Genomic DNA, 17,602 nt, shown 5'->3' on the forward strand with positions numbered 1-17,602 from the left:
GCCGGGGCTGCGCAACCCGCCGCACAGCAGGGGCTCGCGCCCCTGCAAGCCGCGACAGAAAAGGCACGGGCGGACGCGACCGACGTTGCCGTTCTCGACGCGGTGCCTGAAAACGAATTGAACCCGTCTGGCGCAGCGACCGCTGAATCGCTCGCGACAACGGTGCCGCCGCAAGCCGATGCTTCGCAGGCGCAAACGCATACCAGTAACGCCACCGCGGCCGAACCCATCGTATCGGCCAAGGAAGCGCCCTCAAAGAAAGCGACGCCGGGTATCACCGGTGCGCGTCACGGCAGCACTGCACCCGCAGCGCCGCCGGCCAGCACTTCTCGCAGTAACGGTTTTCCCAGCGATCCTATCCAGACGAGGAGACTCATGCATCGCGCCACCAAGATTGTTGCCACCATCGGTCCGGCTTCCAGCACGCCGGACGTCCTGCTGAAAATGATCCACGCAGGGTTGGACGTGGTGCGCCTCAACTTCTCGCACGGCACCGCCGACGATCACCGTCAGCGTGCCGAGAACGTGCGGGCGTGCGCCCGTCAGGCCGGCCGTGAAGTCGCGATCATGGCCGATCTGCAAGGCCCGAAGATCCGCGTCGGCAAATTCGAGAACGGCAAGACGCTGCTCGAAGTGGGCCAGCCCTTCATCCTCGACGCCGAATGCGAACTCGGCAATGACGAGCGCGTCGGTCTCGACTACAAGGACCTGCCGCGCGACCTGAAGCCGGGCGACGTGCTGTTGCTCAACGACGGCCTGATCGTGCTCGACGTCTCGCGCGTGATCGGCAGCGAAATTCACACGACCGTGAAGGTCGGCGGCGAACTGTCCAATAACAAGGGCATCAACCGTCAGGGCGGCGGCCTCACGGCGCCGGCGCTGACCGCGAAGGACATGGAAGACATCCGCACCGCGATGTCGATCGGCGTGGACTTCGTGGCCGTGTCGTTCCCCAAGAACGCCACCGACATGGAAATGGCGCGCCAGCTCGCCAACATCGCGGGTGCTCCGTTCGGCATCAAGCCGAAGATGATCGCCAAAATCGAGCGCGCCGAAGCGATTCCGGCACTCCAGGAAATCCTCGATTCGTCGGACGGCATCATGGTCGCGCGTGGCGATCTGGCCGTGGAAGTGGGCAACGCGGCGGTGCCGGCGCTGCAAAAGCGCATGATCCGCATGGCGCGCGAGTCGAACAAGCTCGTCATCACGGCCACGCAGATGATGGAGTCGATGATCCACGCGCCGGTGCCGACGCGCGCCGAAGTCTCGGACGTCGCCAATGCGGTGCTCGACGGCACGGACGCGGTGATGCTTTCGGCGGAATCGGCGGCGGGCAAGTATCCGGTTCAAACCATCGAAGCGATGGCCGCGATCTGCCTGGAAGCGGAAAAGTCGGAACAATCCGAGCTGGACAAGGATTTCCTCGACCGCACTTTCACGCGCATCGACCAGTCGATCGCCATGGGCGCGCTGTTCACGGCCTATCACCTGGGCGCGAAGGCGATTGTCGCACTGACGGAATCGGGCTCGACCGCGCTGTGGATGTCGCGTCACTGGACCCACGTGCCGATCTTCGCGCTCACGCCGCGCGAAGGCAGCGAGCGCGCGATGTCGCTGTACCGCAATGTCACGCCGCTGCATCTGGACACCAGCAGCGACCGCGACACGGCGCTGCAGCAGGCGATCGAAGTGGTGGTGAGCAAGGGCTATGCGTCGCGCGGCGACATGGTCGTGCTGACGGTCGGCGAGCCGATGGGCCAGCCGGGCGGCACCAACACGCTGAAGATCGTGCGCGTTGGCGACGTTCTGTAACGCGGCTTGACGCCATCGTAGCGAGTTAACACCATTAGCGCCGACTGGTATCACATTGGTATCAGATCGGCGCTCAATGTCTGCAAGATCGCAGTGAAATCGCCGTAAATCCCCGCAATTCCGGCTTGCGCACAGGTAAGGCACCGCGTGGGCTGTCAATCCTTTTTGCATCTTCTCGCGGAATTGACGTTTCGATACGCCAATTTCATGCCAGTTGCGCGTTTCGGCGCGGGAATTGCAGTCGCTTCGCGATAAAATCACGCTATTGAGCCCGCGACGAGCACGCGGGAGGCGGCCGCCAGGCCGCCCTCGACCGGCTGCGCAAGACGGCCGGCGGCACGAAGCAATTCGTTTCAAATCAAAGGAGTAGCAACAATGCCTCTCGTTTCAATGCGTCAATTGCTCGACCACGCGGCCGAAAACAGCTACGGTCTGCCCGCGTTCAACGTGAACAACCTCGAACAGGTTCAGGCGATCATGGAAGCGGCCAGCCAGGTCGGTTCGCCCGTGATCATGCAGGCATCGGCCGGCGCGCGTAAGTACGCGGGCGAGCCGTTCCTGCGCCACCTGATCGAAGCGGCGGTCGAGTCGTATCCGCATATTCCGGTCGTGATGCACCAGGATCACGGTCAATCGCCGGCAGTCTGCATGGCCGCGATCCGCAGCGGCTTCACCAGCGTGATGATGGACGGCTCGCTCGAAGCCGACGGCAAGACGGTGGCATCGTACGAATACAACGTCGATGTATCGCGCAAGGTCGTGGAAATGGCGCACTCGATCGGCGTCACGGTCGAAGCGGAACTGGGCGTGCTCGGTTCGCTGGAAACCCTGATGGGCGACAAGGAAGACGGTCATGGCGCGGAAGGCACCATGACGCGCGAGCAACTCCTGACCGATCCGGAACAAGCCGCCGACTTCGTCAAGCTCACGCAATGCGACGCGCTGGCCATCGCCATCGGCACCTCGCATGGCGCGTACAAGTTCTCCAAGAAGCCCACGGGCGACATCCTGTCGATCCAGCGCATCAAGGAAATCCACGCACGCATCCCGAATACGCACCTGGTCATGCACGGTTCGTCGTCGGTGCCGCAGGAACTGCTGGCTGAAATCCGCGAATTCGGCGGCGATATGAAGGAAACGTACGGCGTGCCGGTGGAGGAGATCCAGGAAGGCATTCGTCACGGCGTGCGCAAGATCAATATCGACACCGACCTGCGTCTGGCCATCACGGGCGCGATCCGTCGCTATATGTACGAAAACCCGTCGAAGTTCGACCCGCGCGACTACCTGAAGCCGGCTCGCGAAGCCGCGAAGAAGGTCTGCGTGGACCGCTTCCTCGCGTTCGGCTGCGAAGGTCAGGCTGGCAAGATCAAGCCGATCTCGCTCGACAAGATCGCCGAGAAGTACAAGTCGGGCGAACTCGCGCAGATCGTGCGCTAAGTCCGGCTGAACTGACTTCATCTGCGGGCGGGTGCGGTTCAGGCGCCAAGCCCGCAGCAGGATGAAAACGTCGCCGTTTCCGCCAGTTTCGGGGGAACGGCGATGAGCTTTTTAGCGGTTTTTGGTTTACCCTCGCGGTTTACCTTCGCAGTACTTTCCGGATTCCGGCCGTCCGCGCCGGTCCCGCTTCCGTTTCGATTGTTCTTTTAGCGAATCACGACGATGTCTACCCTCTACGAATCCACGCTCCGCTCGCTGCCGCTTCTCGGTCGCGGCAAGGTCCGCGACAACTATGCCGTGGGCACCGACCAGCTGCTGATCGTCACGACCGACCGCCTGTCGGCTTTCGACGTGATCATGGGCGAGCCGATTCCGCGCAAGGGCGAGGTGCTCAACCAGATGGCTGACTTCTGGTTCGAAAAGCTCAAGCACGTCGTGCCGAACCACCTCACGGGCGTCGCGCCGGAAACCGTCGTATCCGCCGACGAAGTCGAACAGGTCAAGGGCCGCGCCGTGGTGGTGAAGCGCCTTGAGCCGATCCTCGTCGAAGCCGTGGTGCGCGGCTATCTGGCCGGCAGCGGCTGGAAGGACTATCAGGCCACCGGCGCGGTGTGCGGCGTCGAACTGCCCGAAGGCCTTCAGAACGCCCAAAAGCTGCCCGAGCCGATCTTCACGCCGGCCGCCAAGGCCGAAATGGGCCACCACGACGAGAACATCACGTACGAAGAGATGGAGCGCCGCATCGGCACCGAACTCTCGCGCACGATCAAGGACATCTCGATCAAGCTGTACAAGGAAGCCGCCGATTACGCCGCCACGCGCGGCATCATCATCGCCGACACCAAGTTCGAATTCGGTCTGGACAACCATGGCCAGCTGTTCCTGATGGACGAGGCGCTGACGGCCGACTCGTCGCGTTTCTGGCCGGCTGACCAGTACCAGGTGGGCTCGAACCCGCCGTCGTTCGACAAGCAGTTCGTGCGCGACTGGCTCGAAACCCAGGACTGGGCGAAAGAGCCGCCGGCGCCGAAGCTGCCGGATGAAGTGATCGAAAAGACCTCGGCGAAGTATCAGGAAGCGCTCGAGCGCCTCACGGGTCAAAAGCTCGCCTAAGCGGGCACGCGTCAAGCATTTAGAGGGAAGAAGGAAGCACAATGAGCGAAGTTCAGACGGCTCACCAGCACGCTGCGCCCCTGGTGGGCGTGTTGATGGGTTCCAGCTCCGACTGGGATGTGATGAAGCATGCAGTCGCGATCCTGCAGGAGTTCGGCGTTGCGTACGAGGCCAAGGTGGTTTCGGCGCACCGCATGCCCGACGAGATGTTCGAGTACGCAGAGAAGGCGCGCGAGCGCGGCCTGCGCGCGATCATCGCGGGCGCGGGCGGCGCGGCGCACCTGCCGGGCATGCTGGCGGCCAAGACCACGGTGCCGGTGCTCGGCGTGCCGGCGGTCAGCAAGTACCTCAAGGGTGTGGATTCGCTCCACTCGATCGTGCAGATGCCCAAGGGCGTGCCGGTCGCGACCTTCGCCATTGGCGAGGCGGGCGCGGCCAATGCAGCGCTCTTCGCTGTTTCGATGCTGAGCGGTACGGATCCCGAATACGCGAACAAGCTCGCGGCTTTCCGCGTGCGCCAGAACGAAGCGGCGCACGCGATGGTGTTGCCGGCGCTGTAAGCGCCCCCGTCGGCGCGGGCGCTCGCACTGTGCGCGTCCCGCCGACGTTAAACCCCGGTCTGGTCCGTGCGACGCACCCCCACGCGCCGCGGCCAGCCGTGACCGACCACGAAGATGACTCCTGACAATTCTCCGGTTTCACCGATCCTGCCCGGCGCCTGGCTGGGCATGGTGGGTGGCGGCCAGCTCGGCCGCATGTTCTGTTTTGCCGCCCAGGCGATGGGCTACCGCGTCGCCGTGCTCGATCCCGACGCGACCAGCCCCGCGGGCGCCGTGGCCGACCGCCACATCTGCGCCGCCTACGACGACGAGGCCGGCCTGACCGAACTCGCGCGTCTGTGCGCAGCCATCTCGACCGAATTCGAGAACGTGCCTGCCGCGAGCCTCGACGCGCTCGCCAGATCGACCTTCGTGAGTCCCGCCGGCCGCTGCGTGGCCATCGCGCAGGACCGCATCGCCGAAAAGCGCTTTATCGCGTCGTCGGGCGTGCCGGTTGCGCCGCACGTGGTGATCGAATCGTCGCAGGCGCTGGCCGCCATCGACGATAAGACGCTCGCGGATGTCCTGCCGGGCATTCTCAAGACCGCGCGCATGGGCTACGACGGCAAAGGCCAGATCCGCGTCACCAACGCTGAAGAAGTGCGCGAAGCGCATGCGTCGCTGGGCGGTGTGCCGTGCGTGCTGGAAAAGCGCCTGCCGCTCAAGTTCGAAGTGAGCGCGCTGATCGCACGCGGCGCGAACGGTGCGGCGGTGGTCTATCCGCTCGCGCAGAACACGCACCGCAATGGCGTGCTCTCGCACACCATCGTGCCCGCGCCCGATGCCAGCGAAGCGCTCGTCCAGCAGGCCCAGCAGTCCGCGCTGCAGATCGCCGCGAAGCTGGGCTACGTGGGCGTGCTGTGCGTGGAGTTCTTCATCCTCGAAGACGGGACGATGGTCGCCAACGAAATGGCGCCGCGTCCGCACAACTCGGGTCACTACACGACCGATGCGTGCGCCACCAGCCAGTTCGAACAGCAGGTACGCGCGATGACCGGCATGCCGCTGGGCGATCCGCGCCAGCATTCGCCGGCCGTGATGCTCAACATCCTCGGCGATGTGTGGTTCCCGTCGGGCGCCGGTGAAGCGAAGGCGCAGAAGGGCGCCGCGCCTGTCACGCCGCCGTGGGATCAGGTTGCGGCGATGCCGGCTGCACGCCTGCATCTGTACGGCAAGGAAGAGGCACGCGAGGGCCGCAAGATGGGCCACGTGAACTTCACCGCACCGACGCTCGACGAAGCGCGCACGGCCGCACGCGAATGCGCGCGCCTGCTGCACATCGTCACGAGCTGAGTTGGACCGCACCATGTCTGACCAGCAGAACGCGTCGCAGCCCGCGTCACATCTGACCGACGCTGAAATCGACCAGGCCGCCGCGCTCCTCGACGCAGGCGAACTGGTCGCGTTTCCGACCGAAACCGTCTACGGCCTGGGCGGCGACGCGGCTTCGCCCGACGCCGTCGCGCGCATCTACGCGGCCAAGGGCCGGCCCGCCAACCATCCGGTGATCGTGCATCTGCCGCCGGGCGGCGACCCCACGTACTGGGCCGCCGAGTGGCCGGAGGCGGCGCAGAAACTCGTCGATGCCTTCTGGCCCGGCCCGCTCACGCTGATCGTCAAGCGCCATGCGCGCATTGACGCTGCGGTGAGCGGCGGTCAGGATTCGGTGGGCCTGCGCTGCCCGTCGCATCCGGTTGCGCAGCGTCTGCTGGCGGCGTTCTCGCAGCGTCGTGGCGGACATGGCGGCGTGGCTGCGCCTTCCGCCAACCGCTTCGGTCATGTGAGCCCGACCACCGCGCAGCACGTGCGCGACGAGTTCGGCGCGCAGGTTCATGTGCTCGATGGCGGTGCATGCGACGTCGGCATCGAATCGACGATTCTCGATCTCTCGCGCGGCTTCCCGGCGCTGCTGCGCCCCGGCCACGTGAGTCCGCAGGACATCGCACGCGTGCTGGGCGAAGCGCCGCGTCTGCCGGACGGCTCGGACGCCACCGCGCCGCGCGCTTCGGGCACGCTTAAGGCGCACTACGCGCCGCGCACGCCGCTGGCGCTGCTGCCGTTCGACGCGCTGGAGCCGATGCTCACCGCCGCGCGCGATGCGGGCGAGACCGTCGCGCTGGTGGCGCGCGTGTCGCGTGCGCAGGCGTGGGCGAGTGCGCCGAACGTGCATTTCGTCGCCGCGCCCGAAGAGCCGCAGATCTACGCACGCGAGCTTTACAGCCTGCTGCGCGCGCTCGATCGCGCGAACGTGTCGCGCATTCTCATCGAGAAGCTGCCGGAAACCATCGAGTGGATCGCCGTGAACGACCGGCTTGGTCGTGCGGCGGCGGCGTTCGAGCAGCAGCAGGACTAAACCGCTCGACGCTTAGGCTTCAAGCATGAAAAAACACCCCACGGCCGCGAGGCGCGTGGGGTGTTTTGTTTTGCAGCGTCGGAAGCAGGCGGATTACCTGATTACGGCGCCTTGCCGATGCCAGCCGCCGCCAGTTGCGTCTCGACGTAGGTGGCGAACTGCGCGTGCAGGGCCGTGGTCGGGTGCACCAGATCCGCGAACATGTAGGTCGTGGGCGCGTCCGCCGTCGTGAGCGTCTGCGGCGAGCAGAACAGCGACGACGCGAATTGCGCGCCATACACGGCCGCAGCGGCGTTGATGACCGTCTGCGACGTGCCCGACGGCAGACCCAGCACGGAAGGATGCGCCAGCGCGTAGTTGGTCGCGTTCTGCTGCATCGCCGACAGGTTGCACGCCGTGCCGGTGTTCGTCACGCTGAAGCCCAGGCTCGACGCGTTCGCGATCGACGAATCGAGCCACGAGAACGTATCGACCAGCACGACCTTCTTCGCGGCGATCGAGGTCGACAGACCCTGGATCAGCGTCAGGTTGTAGGCCGCCGTAATGAGCGAAAGCGCCTGATCGGGCGCGCCCGTCGAGCCCGGCGTGACCTTCGCTGCGGCGTCGACGGCGAGCGCGGCCGGCGTCTTGCCGATGTCCGGCACCGTCACGACCGCGACCTTCGGCGTACCGGCGATCTGCGTGTTGACGAGGTTGGACAGTTCCGTGGCGGCTTCGAGGATCGGCATGATCGAGGCGAAGTCGGTGGCGGCGTTCGTATCGGCCTTGATCACCTGCAGCAGCACGGCCGCCGGCACGAGCGCCGTTGCCTGTGCGGTGCTGAAGCCTTGCTGCACGAGCGAGGCGGCCACTTGCTGCTGGACCGTGGTGTTGCTCACGAGCGTCGCATAGGAACTGGCGGCGAGCGCCGTGCCGAACGCCGTCAGGCCCGCTGCGCTGTTGTCGACCAGACCGAGGATTTCGTTCGCGCCGCCTTCGACCAGCACGAGCTGGCTCGCGTTGAAGCTGCCGTGCTGCGCCAGATATTGCTGAAGCTGCCACGTGACCGGCTGCTCGCTGGCGGCCGGAATCGCCGCGCTGGTGTTGCTCACGCCGCCGGTGAAGACGAGTGCGCCGCCCTGGGCGTAGTCGAGACCGCCCGTGGCCGTGAGCGGCAGGCCGAAGCCGCCTTCGAAGGCCGGGCTCAGCGTATTGCCGAAGTATTCGGAGACCTTCTGCGTCCAGACTTCGCCCGGGTTGGTCGTGAAGCGGCCGCCGCCGAAGCCCGGCGTGATCTGTTCGGAATAGGTGCCTGCGTCGGAGAGGCTGGTGCCGAAGGCCACGACCTGCAGCTTGGTGCCCGAAGGCGGCGTGGCGCTCGAATTGTTGTCGCCGCTGCTGCCGCCGCCACAGGCGGCGAGGAGCGCGAACGCCGCGCTCGCGAGGGCGATCTGGGTGGTGCGCAGCATCGTACGGTGTCTCGGTGCTTGTTGCTTCATATTCACTTCATCTCCTCTGTGTGTGGCTGGTGTTGCCACTGCCTTGGTGCCGCTTCCAGCGTCTATCCGGTACGGGTAAATCGTGATCCACGCCAACTGCATCGCGCGGCCGGCCTCGCCGCGCTTTTTGTGTTTTGCGTCGTTCCCCGGGCTGTGGCCAACAGCCTACGCAATCTCTCAGGTCTTGCGCGACCCGAGGTCACCCTCGGTGTTGTTTTCCGTCACCGCAGATGGGGTTCCTGGCTGCATGCGCTGTGCGTCGTTCGTCGCGTCCCAGCGCGCGCACCAGTCGGGCGGCGCGAACAGCGCAGCAAGCCGCGTGCGCCAGTCGGGCATGCGGGCGCAGTCGCGCGCCATCGCTATCCATTCGTGAAAACTCGCCTTGAGCGGGTTGTAGCTGTCGAGCGGCTTGACGATGCCGTACACCGGCGGCTCGTGCGCGTCTTCCTCGACATAGCTGCCGAACAGGCGGTCCCAGATCGCCAGCACGCCCGCGTAGTTGCGGTCGATATAGCGGTCGTTGCGCGCGTGATGGACGCGATGCATCGACGGCGTGTTGATGACGTATTCGAGCCAGCCCAATTTGCTGATGGCCTGCGTGTGCACGAAGAACTGGAAGGCGAGATTGACGAGCACGATGCCGACGATCTGCATCGGCGGGAAGCCGAGCACGGCGAGCGGAATCCAGAACACCCACATGCCCGCGATGGGATACATGAGGCTCTGGCGAAATGCCGTCGAAAGATTCAGGCGTCCCGACGAATGATGGACGACGTGTGCGGCCCACAGCCAGCGCACGCGATGGCTCGCGCGGTGGAACACGTAGTAGAGCAGGTCCTGCGCGACGAACAGCGCGAACCAGGCGAGGAAACCCGGCTGCCAGTTGAAGATGCGCCAGTGGTGATAGACCCACGCATAAACGGGAATGGCGACGAGCCAGGCGAGCTTGTCGGCGCCTTGATGCATGAGCGCGAGGGCGGCGTTGCAGAGCGTATCGGGCCAGCTGTAGAGGGCGGCGCCGGGGCGCGTGCGGGCGAGATGCCAGGCCTCCCAGCCGATGCAGGCGAGGAACACGGGCGCGAGCGCGAGCAGCAGCCATTCAGCGTCGAACTGCACGAACGTCGTCCTCCTTGTCCCGTGGGCGGCGCTGGTCTGCCAGCGCGGCGGTGTTGTCTCTGTTGTCTTGTGTCTTATGGTCCGTCTGATGCGGACGTCCGGTGCGCGTAGGTGTTGTATGTCGCGCTACTCAGACTGTGCCCGTCAGAGTACACGCCTCGCGCACGCGACGCTCGGGGCTTTGCTAGAGGAAAACTTCGAAGGGAGACGCCGCGATTCGATCCGTCGCGGCGGTTTTGCGCGCCCCTCGAGCGCCCCGGATGAGGATTCCGGGTGTCGAGGGCGGCAGCAGGAAATGCGCGGCGGGCACGCGCCCGCCAGGTGCTTCAGGGGATCAATGCGCGGCGTGCTTCTTCTTTTTGGGCGTCGCCTTTGCGCTCGCCTTTTCAGCCGGCTTTGCCTTGTAATCGACACGCTCGACATGGCCCACCGGCTTCGAAGCATGACCGGCGCGCGAGGCTTTGGTCGAGCGCTTCGGATGCGGATCGACATAGACCGGCGCTTCTTCGGGCATGCCCTTGTAGACCCATTCGAGCAGCGAATCGTGCGCGGCGCGTGCGGCTTCGGCGCGCGGATCGTTGATGAGACTCACGACGATCCACGTCGTGCCGTTCTCGGCGGCCACGTAGCCGGCGATGGCGCGCACGTCGCGCAGCGTGCCGGTCTTGATGTGCGCGTTGCCGCCCACGCCCGCGTTGGTGAGACGGTTGCGCATGGTGCCGTCCACGCCGACGATCGGCAGCGAGTCGATGAACACCTGCGCCACCGGGCTGGCGTTGGCCGTCTGCAGCAGATTCGCCAGCGACAGCGCGCTGATGTGCTCTTCGCGCGACAGGCCGCAGCCGTTGTCGAGCACGAGTTCCGGCATGTTCAGGCCGCTGCGGCGCAGGAAGGTGGTGACCGCTGCGGCCGCCTTCTGCGTGGTCGCGGGCGGCTTGTTCTCGACCGCGCCGAGCGTGAGGAACAGATTGCGCGCCATCACGTTATTGCTGAACTTGTTGATGTCGTGCACGACATCGCCGAGCGGCGGGCTCTGATGCACGCCCAGCAGACGCGCGCGCGGCGGCACGACGCCTTCGCGCGTGGTGCCCGCGAAGGTGCCGCCGGCCTGTTGCCAGAGCGCGAGGAAACCGTCCGCGAAGAACGTGGAGTGATCGACGGGCGCGGCCATATTGAGCGTGCGTTCGCCGCAGCGCATCGCGTAATTGCCCGCAAAGCTGGCGGTCACGAGACCGTTCGCGCCCGGCGTGACCTGGGGGCTCGGCAGCAGGCCGCCGCACGCGCCGCCGCGCTCGTGAATCTGGTTGTCGATCTGCCATTGCGCGACGGGCGGCACGATGTCGATCGACACGCCTTCGCGCGACGGCGAGAACGTGAACGACAGCGCCTTGAAGGCGTACATCAGCGGATCGGGGCCGACGTTGTAGGGCGCGCTTTCGTCGCCGTCGAACGAGGGCAGGTCGCGCGTGGACGGATCGAACTCGCTCTTGTCGAGCACCAGCGAACCTTCGATGCGCGTCACGCCGCTCTGACGGATCTTCTGCACCAGATCGACGAGTTCTTCGGGGACCAGCTTCGGATCGCCCGTGCCCTTGATGTAGAGATTGCCGTGCAGCGTGCCGCTCGCGTCGACTTCGCCATCGGTGTAGGCACTGGTCTTCCAGCGATAGTCGGCGCCGAGCATCGCCAGGCCGCTCCAGGTGGTGACGAGCTTCATCGTCGAGGCGGGCATCATCGGCTGGCCCGCGTTGACGGCGAGGCTGGGCTGGCGGTCGCCGACCTTCTCGATCACCACGCTCACTGACGACAGCGGCACGTGCGCTTTGGCGAGGCCCGCCATCACGCTCGGCGGCAGGTCGGTGCTGACGTTGACGGCCGGCAGGCGCGGTGCGCCTTCAGGCTGCGCGTGGGCCGCAGGTACGCCGGCGAAGGCCGTGGCGAACGCGGCGCACGTGAGCGCGAGCGCAAGAGCGCGCGGACGGGGCGCGCGCATCGGACGGAGGAAAGTGCGTAGTCGGGACAGCAAAACGGGCGGCATGAAAAACGTTGGCAACGTTGGAATTGGGCGGGCAGTGCAGGGACCGCGCGCGGTGCGCACGGACGCGGAAATTAGCGGCGAATACAGCAGAGACAGCAAAATTCGCGGTCGCGCTGTGGTGGCGATGTGCGCGCCGCCGACAGATCCAGGAGCGGCTTGAAAGGGCGCAATCAGCATCGCAGCGTGGTGCGCCGCAAAAGCGCCCATTGTAAAGACCTCGCGCGGCGTGCGTGCGTCGCGGACATGAAATCCGCGCAAGTTCGGCGCGAGTTCCGCAAAAAGGTGGACAAACGTTACGCGAGCGCAGGGTTGTCGCAAGGTTCGCGCGTCCGGACTGACTGCGCTTTGAAAGGGAAGGCCGTGGCGAGGCGCTAGAATGCAGCATCGCTATCAACGAAGCGCGGGCCTCAAGCGCCGCGCTGTCCATTCATCAAGATGCGCATACTGCTAGTCGAAGATGACCGCATGATCGCCGAAGGCGTGCGCAAGGCGCTGCGCGGCGAAGGCTTTGCGGTCGATTGGGTCGAGGACGGCGAAGCCGCGCTGTCGGCCGCCAGTGGCGAAAGCTACGATCTGATGCTGCTCGATCTCGGGCTGCCCAAGCGCGACGGGCTCGACGTGCTGCGCACGTTGCGCGCGCGCGGCAACGCGCTGCCCGTGCTGATCCTCACCGCGCGCGACGCCATTGCGGATCGCGTGAAGGGGCTCGACGCGGGCGCCGACGATTACCTCATCAAGCCGTTCGATCTCGACGAACTCGGCGCGCGCATGCGTGCGCTGATCCGCCGTCAGTCGGGCCGCAGCGATTCCACCATCCGTCACGGCTCGATCACGCTCGATCCGGCCTCGCATCAGGTGACTCAGGACGGCACGCCCGTCGCGCTGTCGGCACGCGAATTCGCGCTGCTCGAAGCGCTGCTCGCGCGGCCGGGCGCAGTGCTTTCCAAGACCCAGCTCGAAGAAAAAATGTACGGCTGGGGCGAGGAGATCGGCAGCAATACCGTCGAGGTCTATATCCACGCGCTGCGCAAGAAGCTGGGCGCCGATCTGATCCGCAATGTGCGCGGCCTTGGTTACATGATCGCGAAGGAAGCCTGAGGACGCCGCGCAACGCATGAGTTCAATACGAAGACAATTGCTGTTCTGGCTGCTCGCGATCGTGGTCGCGGGCGTGTGCCTCGCGGGCTGGCTGATCTACCGCCAGGCGCTCGCGGAAGCCAACGAGCTGTTCGACTACCAGTTGCAGGAAATCGCCGAGGCCTTGCCCTCCGAGCCGTTCAACGAGATCCTCAGTTCGCGCGACACCGGCGACGAGGGCATCGTGCTGCAGATCTGGAATCGCAACGGTGTCCTGATGTATTACTCGCATCCGCGTGCGCCGCTCGCGCCGCGTGCGGAACTGGGCTTTTCGACCGAGAAAACCGATCGCGGCGACTGGCGCGTGTACGGTGCGATCGTCGGCGATAACGTCGTGCAGCTGGCGCAGCCGGTGTCGGTGCGCAACCGTCTCGCGGCGAACGTTGCCTTGCGCACGCTCTGGCCGCTGATCGTGCTGCTGCCGTTTCTCGGCCTCGCGGTGTGGATGGTGGTGGGGCGCGGGCTCAAGCCGCTCTCGCGTGTGGCGCGCGCGCTCGATACGCGTCATCCCGAGGCGCTCGATCCGCTGCCCGAAGAGCGTTTGCCGCGCGAAGTGATGCCGCTCGTGCATGCGCTGAACGCGCTGCTCGAACGTCTCGCGCAGGCGCTCGACACGCAAAAGGCCTTTGTCGCCGATGCCGCGCATGAACTGCGCACGCCGCTCGCGGCCGTGCAGATCCAGGCGCAACTGGTTGCGCGCGCAAGGGATGACGAGACGCGCCGCGAAGCGCTCGGCGATCTGCAGGCAGGCGTCACGCGCGCGACGCGCCTCGCCGAACAGCTGCTGGCACTCGCGCGTTCCGAACCCGATGGTCACGCCCGTGCGCAAAGCGTCGATCTGCATGCGCTGCTCGATGATTGCGTGCTCAACTATGCGCCGCTCGCGCAGCAGCGCGGCGTGGATCTTGGCATCGAAGAAAGTGTGGCGGCGCAGGTGGACGGCGACGCGCATGCCTTGCGCGTGATGTTCAACAATCTGCTCGACAACGCCACCAAGTACACGCCTGCGGGCGGGCGCGTGGACGTGAGCCTGCTGGTGCAGGACGGCCACCCGCTGGTGCGCATCGCCGATAGCGGGCCCGGCATTCCGATGGAAGAGCGCGCGCGCGTGTTCGATCGCTTCTATCGCGTGGGCGCGGGTGCGAACCGCGCGCGTACCGATGTGGCCGGCACCGGCCTCGGTCTCGCGATCGTGCGCCGTATTGCGGATCAGCACGACGCAACGATCACCCTCGACGATTCGCCCGCGGGCGGCTTGCAGGTGGACGTGAGGTTTTAATTCTTTCGTTGTGCTTTCGCTTTTATTCGACAGCCTGACGCCCCCATATCGATGCGCACGCATCGATCCCTGATTCAAGGCGCATCACCGCGAAGGCCCGCCACACGGGCCTTCGCGGATTAGTTCCTGAATTAAGACTCCTTTAAGTGACGCGGCTTAACCTTCGTTACGTCGTGATCGCATCCGCGCAAGGAGTCCAACATGAATACCAAAGTCATTACCCGCAGTGCCGTGGCCATCGCCGTTGCCGTCGCCTTGTCGGCGGGTTACGTGGCCGGGCGCCGCGATGTGCCGCCGCCGCAGGTCATCACGCCGGCGCAGGCCGCGATGATGCCCGCCGAAGCCGCGGCCAAGACCGGCATTCCTGACTTCTCGGGCCTTGTGGAAACCTACGGTCCGGCGGTCGTCAACATCAGCGCGAAGCACGTCGTGAAGCAGACGGCGCTGCGCGGCGGTAACGGTGGCGGTGGCGGCGGTTCGCAGCAACTGCCGATCGACCCGAGCGATCCGTTCTATCAATTCTTCAAGCACTTCTACGGCGGCATGCCTGGCATGGGCGGCGACGGCAGCGGTGGCGCCCAGCCGGATACGCCGAGCGCGAGCCTGGGTTCGGGCTTCATCATCAGCCCGGACGGCTACATCCTCACCAACGCGCACGTTGTCGACGGCGCGAACGTCGTGACGGTGAAGCTCACCGACAAGCGCGAATTCAAGGCCAAGGTGGTCGGCGCGGACAAGCAGTCGGACGTCGCCGTGCTCAAGATCGACGCCAAAGATCTGCCGACCGTGAAGATCGGCGACCCGCGCCAGAGCAAGGTCGGCCAGTGGGTGGTGGCGATCGGCTCGCCGTACGGTTTCGACAACACCGTGACCTCGGGCATCATCAGCGCGAAATCGCGCTCGCTGCCCGATGAGAACTACACGCCGTTCATCCAGACCGACGTGCCGGTGAACCCGGGCAATTCGGGCGGCCCGCTGTTCAATCTGCAGGGCGAAGTGATCGGCATCAACTCGATGATCTACTCGCAGACGGGCGGCTTCCAGGGTCTGTCGTTCGCGATCCCGATCACCGAGGCCATGAAGGTCAAGGACGATCTCGTCAAGACCGGCCACGTGAGCCGCGGACGCCTGGGCGTCGCGGTGCAGTCGATGAACCAGACGCTGGCGAATTCGTTCGGCATGGACAAGCCGCATGGCGCGCTGATCAGCTCGGTGGACGCCAGCGGCCCGGCCGCCAAGGCGGGTCTGAAGCCCGGCGACGTGATCGTGGCCGTGAACGGCGAGCAGGTGGGCGATTCGTCCGATCTGCCCTCGTTGATCGCGGGCATGAAGCCGGGCACCAAGGCCGACATCCAGATCTGGCGCGACAAGGGCACCAAGGATCTGACGGCCACCATCGGTTCGCTGTCGGACAGCAAGGTTGCGTCGAACGACACGCAGCAGTCGCAGATGCAGGGTCGTCTGGGTGTGGCGGTGCGCCCGCTCACGCCGGAAGAGAAGAGCAATAGCTCGCTCGATCACGGTCTGCTGGTCGAGCAGACGGGCGGCGCGGCGGAGAGCGCCGGCATCCAGCAGGGCGACGTGATTCTCGCTGTGAACGGCCGTCCGGTGACCAGCGCCGATCAGCTCAAGCAGATGATCGCGCAGGCCGGCAACAGCATCGCCCTCCTGATCCAGCGCGACGACGCGCAGATCTTCGTGCCGGTCGATCTGGGCTGATTTTGGCGGGCTACGCTAACGGTTCTATCGGCTTCAACAGTTCGCTCCAGCGGTCTGCTGCGCTTCATTGACCGATTTCTGACAGACCGCTTTTCACTGCCGTCCGGGCCTCGTGCCCCGACGGCAGTTTTCTTTTGGGCGTCAGAATGGCGGCATAGGATATGGGCATGAGCCTTGCTGCAAGCATCGAACCGGCAACCTGTATGAGGAGCAGCCACGATGAAGATGTTTGATAACACACGTCCCGTCCTTTCGGCCGCCGCACTGGCGACCACCCTGGCGATCGGTGCAGTCGGCTTCGCGGGCAGTGCCAGCGTTGCATTCGCGCAGCAGGCCATGCCGCCTGGCGGCAACGCCGGCACCGACAACATGAACGGCACGACGGGCAACGCCACGGTCGGCGGTTCGAGCAGCGACGATTCCAGCGCCGGCAACACCAATGGCGGCGGCATGCCTCAAGTGCAGCAGCAAGGCGACGTCTCGTATGTCTCGGGCGGCGTCGGTCAGGACGAGTCGAAGGCGCTGCAGGCGGCGCAGCACTCGTGGCCGCTCGCGCTGCGCTTCACGGGTCGCAAGGCCGAATTTCTCGCCGACGTCCACGTGCAGATCACCGATGCGCATGGCGCGAGCGTTCTCGACGCCACCTCGCGCGGGCCGTACATGCTCGTGCGCGTGCGCCCGGGTCGCTATACCGTGCACGTGAGCCATGCGGGCGTCGACAAAACCAGCGCCGTGACGGTGGGCTCGAACGGCAGCGCCCGCGCGTCATTCGTCTGGTGATACCGACGAAGCGGCGCATCGCGGTCAGGGCAGGGCGGCAGACGACGCGCTGCCGCCTTTAACTGTCTGATAGCGCACATAAAAAGGCAGCTTGTTGCGCACCTGTGGCCGGCCCGCATCGAAGTCGCGCAAGCCGGCAAAGTTTGGCCGATAATGAAGCCACGGGTCCGCCGTGGCTTTTTTATGTCGTTGGTTTGAACGCATGCGCGCCGGTTTTACGACGGTGTCACGCACCCAGACGACAATGCCCGGCTGCGCGCCCGCCAGGGAGCAGCAAAGATCAGCCTGAACCGGCCGCGCCGGCATTCGGGCACACCAGCGGCGATGCGCCAGCCAGCGGCGGCGCACATCGATCAGGAGCGGACCATGGCGGTCGAACCGGATGCCGGCCATCGCATCGACATCATCGTGAACCGTCATCGCGTGCGCGTGATCCACGGCGGCATCACGATCGCCGACACGCTCGCGGCCCTCACCGTCTGCGAAACCGGTTACCCCGACGTCTTCTATTTCCCGCGCGCCGACGTGAACATGGCGCGCCTGGAACGCTCGCAGCGCACCGCGCCGTGCCCGCACAAGGGCCAGGCGGCGTATTTCCATCTGCGCACCGAAGACGGTCGAATCGAAGATGCCGCCTGGAGCTACGAGTCGCCGCACGAGACCGTGCGCGATATCGGCGGCTATCTGGCTTTCGACGCCGAACGCGTGGACCGCATCGACCAGACGTCCTGAATTTTC

General features: G+C 65.6%; 15 protein-coding genes. 11 read left to right on the top strand and 4 right to left on the bottom strand.

Annotated features, from left to right (window positions below):
• Nucleotides 1-375 precede the first annotated feature (375 nt).
• The 6 genes from pyk to F3J17_RS24635 all read left to right on the top strand — a co-directional run bounded on the left by pyk (nt 376) and on the right by F3J17_RS24635 (nt 7,317).
• The gene (gene pyk, locus F3J17_RS24610; RefSeq protein WP_167065119.1) at nt 376-1,812 is read left to right on the top strand and encodes a pyruvate kinase; all 1,437 of its coding nucleotides are present in this window, start codon (nt 376-378) and stop codon (nt 1,810-1,812) included.
• A gap of 375 nt (nt 1,813-2,187) precedes the next feature.
• Nucleotides 2,188-3,252: a class II fructose-bisphosphate aldolase gene (gene fba / locus F3J17_RS24615; RefSeq protein ID WP_167065122.1), complete on the top strand. Its 1,065-nt coding sequence runs from the start codon at nt 2,188-2,190 to the stop codon at nt 3,250-3,252.
• 222 nt (nt 3,253-3,474) lie between these two features.
• Nucleotides 3,475-4,365 carry a phosphoribosylaminoimidazolesuccinocarboxamide synthase gene (locus F3J17_RS24620; protein ID WP_167065125.1) on the top strand — a complete coding sequence of 297 codons (891 nt, stop codon included), beginning with the start codon at nt 3,475-3,477 and terminating at the stop codon, nt 4,363-4,365.
• A gap of 41 nt (nt 4,366-4,406) precedes the next feature.
• Nucleotides 4,407-4,925 carry a 5-(carboxyamino)imidazole ribonucleotide mutase gene (gene purE, locus F3J17_RS24625; protein WP_167065128.1) on the top strand — a complete coding sequence of 173 codons (519 nt, stop codon included), beginning with the start codon at nt 4,407-4,409 and terminating at the stop codon, nt 4,923-4,925.
• 114 nt (nt 4,926-5,039) lie between these two features.
• Complete coding sequence (locus F3J17_RS24630) at nt 5,040-6,257, top strand: 5-(carboxyamino)imidazole ribonucleotide synthase (RefSeq protein ID WP_167065130.1); 1,218 nt, start codon at nt 5,040-5,042, stop codon at nt 6,255-6,257.
• Nucleotides 6,258-6,270: 13 nt separating this feature from the next.
• Entirely contained in the window at nt 6,271-7,317 is a 1,047-nt protein-coding gene (locus F3J17_RS24635; protein WP_167065133.1) for an L-threonylcarbamoyladenylate synthase, read from the top strand.
• 101 nt (nt 7,318-7,418) lie between these two features.
• Here F3J17_RS24635 and F3J17_RS24640 read toward each other — a convergent pair whose 3' ends face one another.
• The 3 genes from F3J17_RS24640 to dacB form a co-directional block, all read right to left on the bottom strand.
• Complete coding sequence (locus F3J17_RS24640) at nt 7,419-8,765, bottom strand: acylhydrolase (RefSeq protein WP_345891243.1); 1,347 nt, start codon at nt 8,763-8,765, stop codon at nt 7,419-7,421.
• 207 nt (nt 8,766-8,972) lie between these two features.
• Entirely contained in the window at nt 8,973-9,911 is a 939-nt protein-coding gene (locus tag F3J17_RS24645) for a sterol desaturase family protein (protein ID WP_167065139.1), read from the bottom strand.
• A 334-nt stretch (nt 9,912-10,245) separates the two neighbouring features.
• On the bottom strand, nt 10,246-11,904 hold the full coding sequence (gene dacB / locus F3J17_RS24650) for a D-alanyl-D-alanine carboxypeptidase/D-alanyl-D-alanine-endopeptidase (RefSeq protein WP_167065142.1): 1,659 nt from the start codon (nt 11,902-11,904) through the stop codon (nt 10,246-10,248).
• A 480-nt stretch (nt 11,905-12,384) separates the two neighbouring features.
• Between dacB and F3J17_RS24655 the strand changes: the two genes are divergently transcribed.
• The 4 genes from F3J17_RS24655 to F3J17_RS24670 all read left to right on the top strand — a co-directional run bounded on the left by F3J17_RS24655 (nt 12,385) and on the right by F3J17_RS24670 (nt 16,864).
• The gene (locus F3J17_RS24655; RefSeq protein WP_167065145.1) at nt 12,385-13,047 is read left to right on the top strand and encodes a response regulator; all 663 of its coding nucleotides are present in this window, start codon (nt 12,385-12,387) and stop codon (nt 13,045-13,047) included.
• Between the two features lie 16 nt (nt 13,048-13,063).
• On the top strand, nt 13,064-14,365 hold the full coding sequence (locus F3J17_RS24660) for an ATP-binding protein (RefSeq protein ID WP_167065148.1): 1,302 nt from the start codon (nt 13,064-13,066) through the stop codon (nt 14,363-14,365).
• Between the two features lie 201 nt (nt 14,366-14,566).
• Nucleotides 14,567-16,084, top strand: coding sequence for a DegQ family serine endoprotease (locus tag F3J17_RS24665; RefSeq protein ID WP_167065151.1), 1,518 nt, complete (start codon nt 14,567-14,569; stop codon nt 16,082-16,084).
• Between the two features lie 369 nt (nt 16,085-16,453).
• Entirely contained in the window at nt 16,454-16,864 is a 411-nt protein-coding gene (locus tag F3J17_RS24670; protein WP_167065253.1) for a carboxypeptidase regulatory-like domain-containing protein, read from the top strand.
• 24 nt (nt 16,865-16,888) lie between these two features.
• Here F3J17_RS24670 and F3J17_RS24675 read toward each other — a convergent pair whose 3' ends face one another.
• Nucleotides 16,889-17,257, bottom strand: a complete 369-nt coding sequence (locus tag F3J17_RS24675) for a hypothetical protein (protein WP_167065154.1) — start codon at nt 17,255-17,257, stop codon at nt 16,889-16,891.
• Here F3J17_RS24675 and F3J17_RS24680 point away from each other — a divergent pair.
• Nucleotides 17,231-17,596 carry a DUF427 domain-containing protein gene (locus F3J17_RS24680; protein WP_167065157.1) on the top strand — a complete coding sequence of 122 codons (366 nt, stop codon included), beginning with the start codon at nt 17,231-17,233 and terminating at the stop codon, nt 17,594-17,596. The two genes, F3J17_RS24675 and F3J17_RS24680, sit on opposite strands and share 27 nt — an antisense overlap.
• The last annotated feature ends 6 nt before the right edge of the window (nt 17,597-17,602 follow it).

Source organism: Burkholderia sp. Ax-1719 (genome assembly GCF_011753055.1).
Taxonomy (GTDB): domain Bacteria; phylum Pseudomonadota; class Gammaproteobacteria; order Burkholderiales; family Burkholderiaceae; genus Paraburkholderia.

Excerpts from the sequence above, each read along its gene's own strand:
- pyk (WP_167065119.1), top strand. The coding sequence starts at position 376 with ATGCATCGCGCCACCAAGATTGTTGCCACCATCGGTCCGGCTTCCAGC.
- F3J17_RS24640 (WP_345891243.1), bottom strand. The coding sequence starts at position 8,765 with ATGCTGCGCACCACCCAGATCGCCCTCGCGAGCGCGGCGTTCGCGCTC.
- F3J17_RS24620 (WP_167065125.1), top strand. The coding sequence starts at position 3,475 with ATGTCTACCCTCTACGAATCCACGCTCCGCTCGCTGCCGCTTCTCGGT.
- F3J17_RS24680 (WP_167065157.1), top strand. The coding sequence starts at position 17,231 with ATGGCGGTCGAACCGGATGCCGGCCATCGCATCGACATCATCGTGAAC.
- F3J17_RS24660 (WP_167065148.1), top strand. The coding sequence starts at position 13,064 with ATGAGTTCAATACGAAGACAATTGCTGTTCTGGCTGCTCGCGATCGTG.
- F3J17_RS24635 (WP_167065133.1), top strand. The coding sequence starts at position 6,271 with ATGTCTGACCAGCAGAACGCGTCGCAGCCCGCGTCACATCTGACCGAC.
- fba (WP_167065122.1), top strand. The coding sequence starts at position 2,188 with ATGCCTCTCGTTTCAATGCGTCAATTGCTCGACCACGCGGCCGAAAAC.
- dacB (WP_167065142.1), bottom strand. The coding sequence starts at position 11,904 with ATGCGCGCGCCCCGTCCGCGCGCTCTTGCGCTCGCGCTCACGTGCGCC.
- F3J17_RS24630 (WP_167065130.1), top strand. The coding sequence starts at position 5,040 with ATGACTCCTGACAATTCTCCGGTTTCACCGATCCTGCCCGGCGCCTGG.
- F3J17_RS24655 (WP_167065145.1), top strand. The coding sequence starts at position 12,385 with ATGCGCATACTGCTAGTCGAAGATGACCGCATGATCGCCGAAGGCGTG.
- F3J17_RS24675 (WP_167065154.1), bottom strand. The coding sequence starts at position 17,257 with ATGGCCGGCATCCGGTTCGACCGCCATGGTCCGCTCCTGATCGATGTG.
- purE (WP_167065128.1), top strand. The coding sequence starts at position 4,407 with ATGAGCGAAGTTCAGACGGCTCACCAGCACGCTGCGCCCCTGGTGGGC.
- F3J17_RS24665 (WP_167065151.1), top strand. The coding sequence starts at position 14,567 with ATGAATACCAAAGTCATTACCCGCAGTGCCGTGGCCATCGCCGTTGCC.
- F3J17_RS24670 (WP_167065253.1), top strand. The coding sequence starts at position 16,454 with ATGAACGGCACGACGGGCAACGCCACGGTCGGCGGTTCGAGCAGCGAC.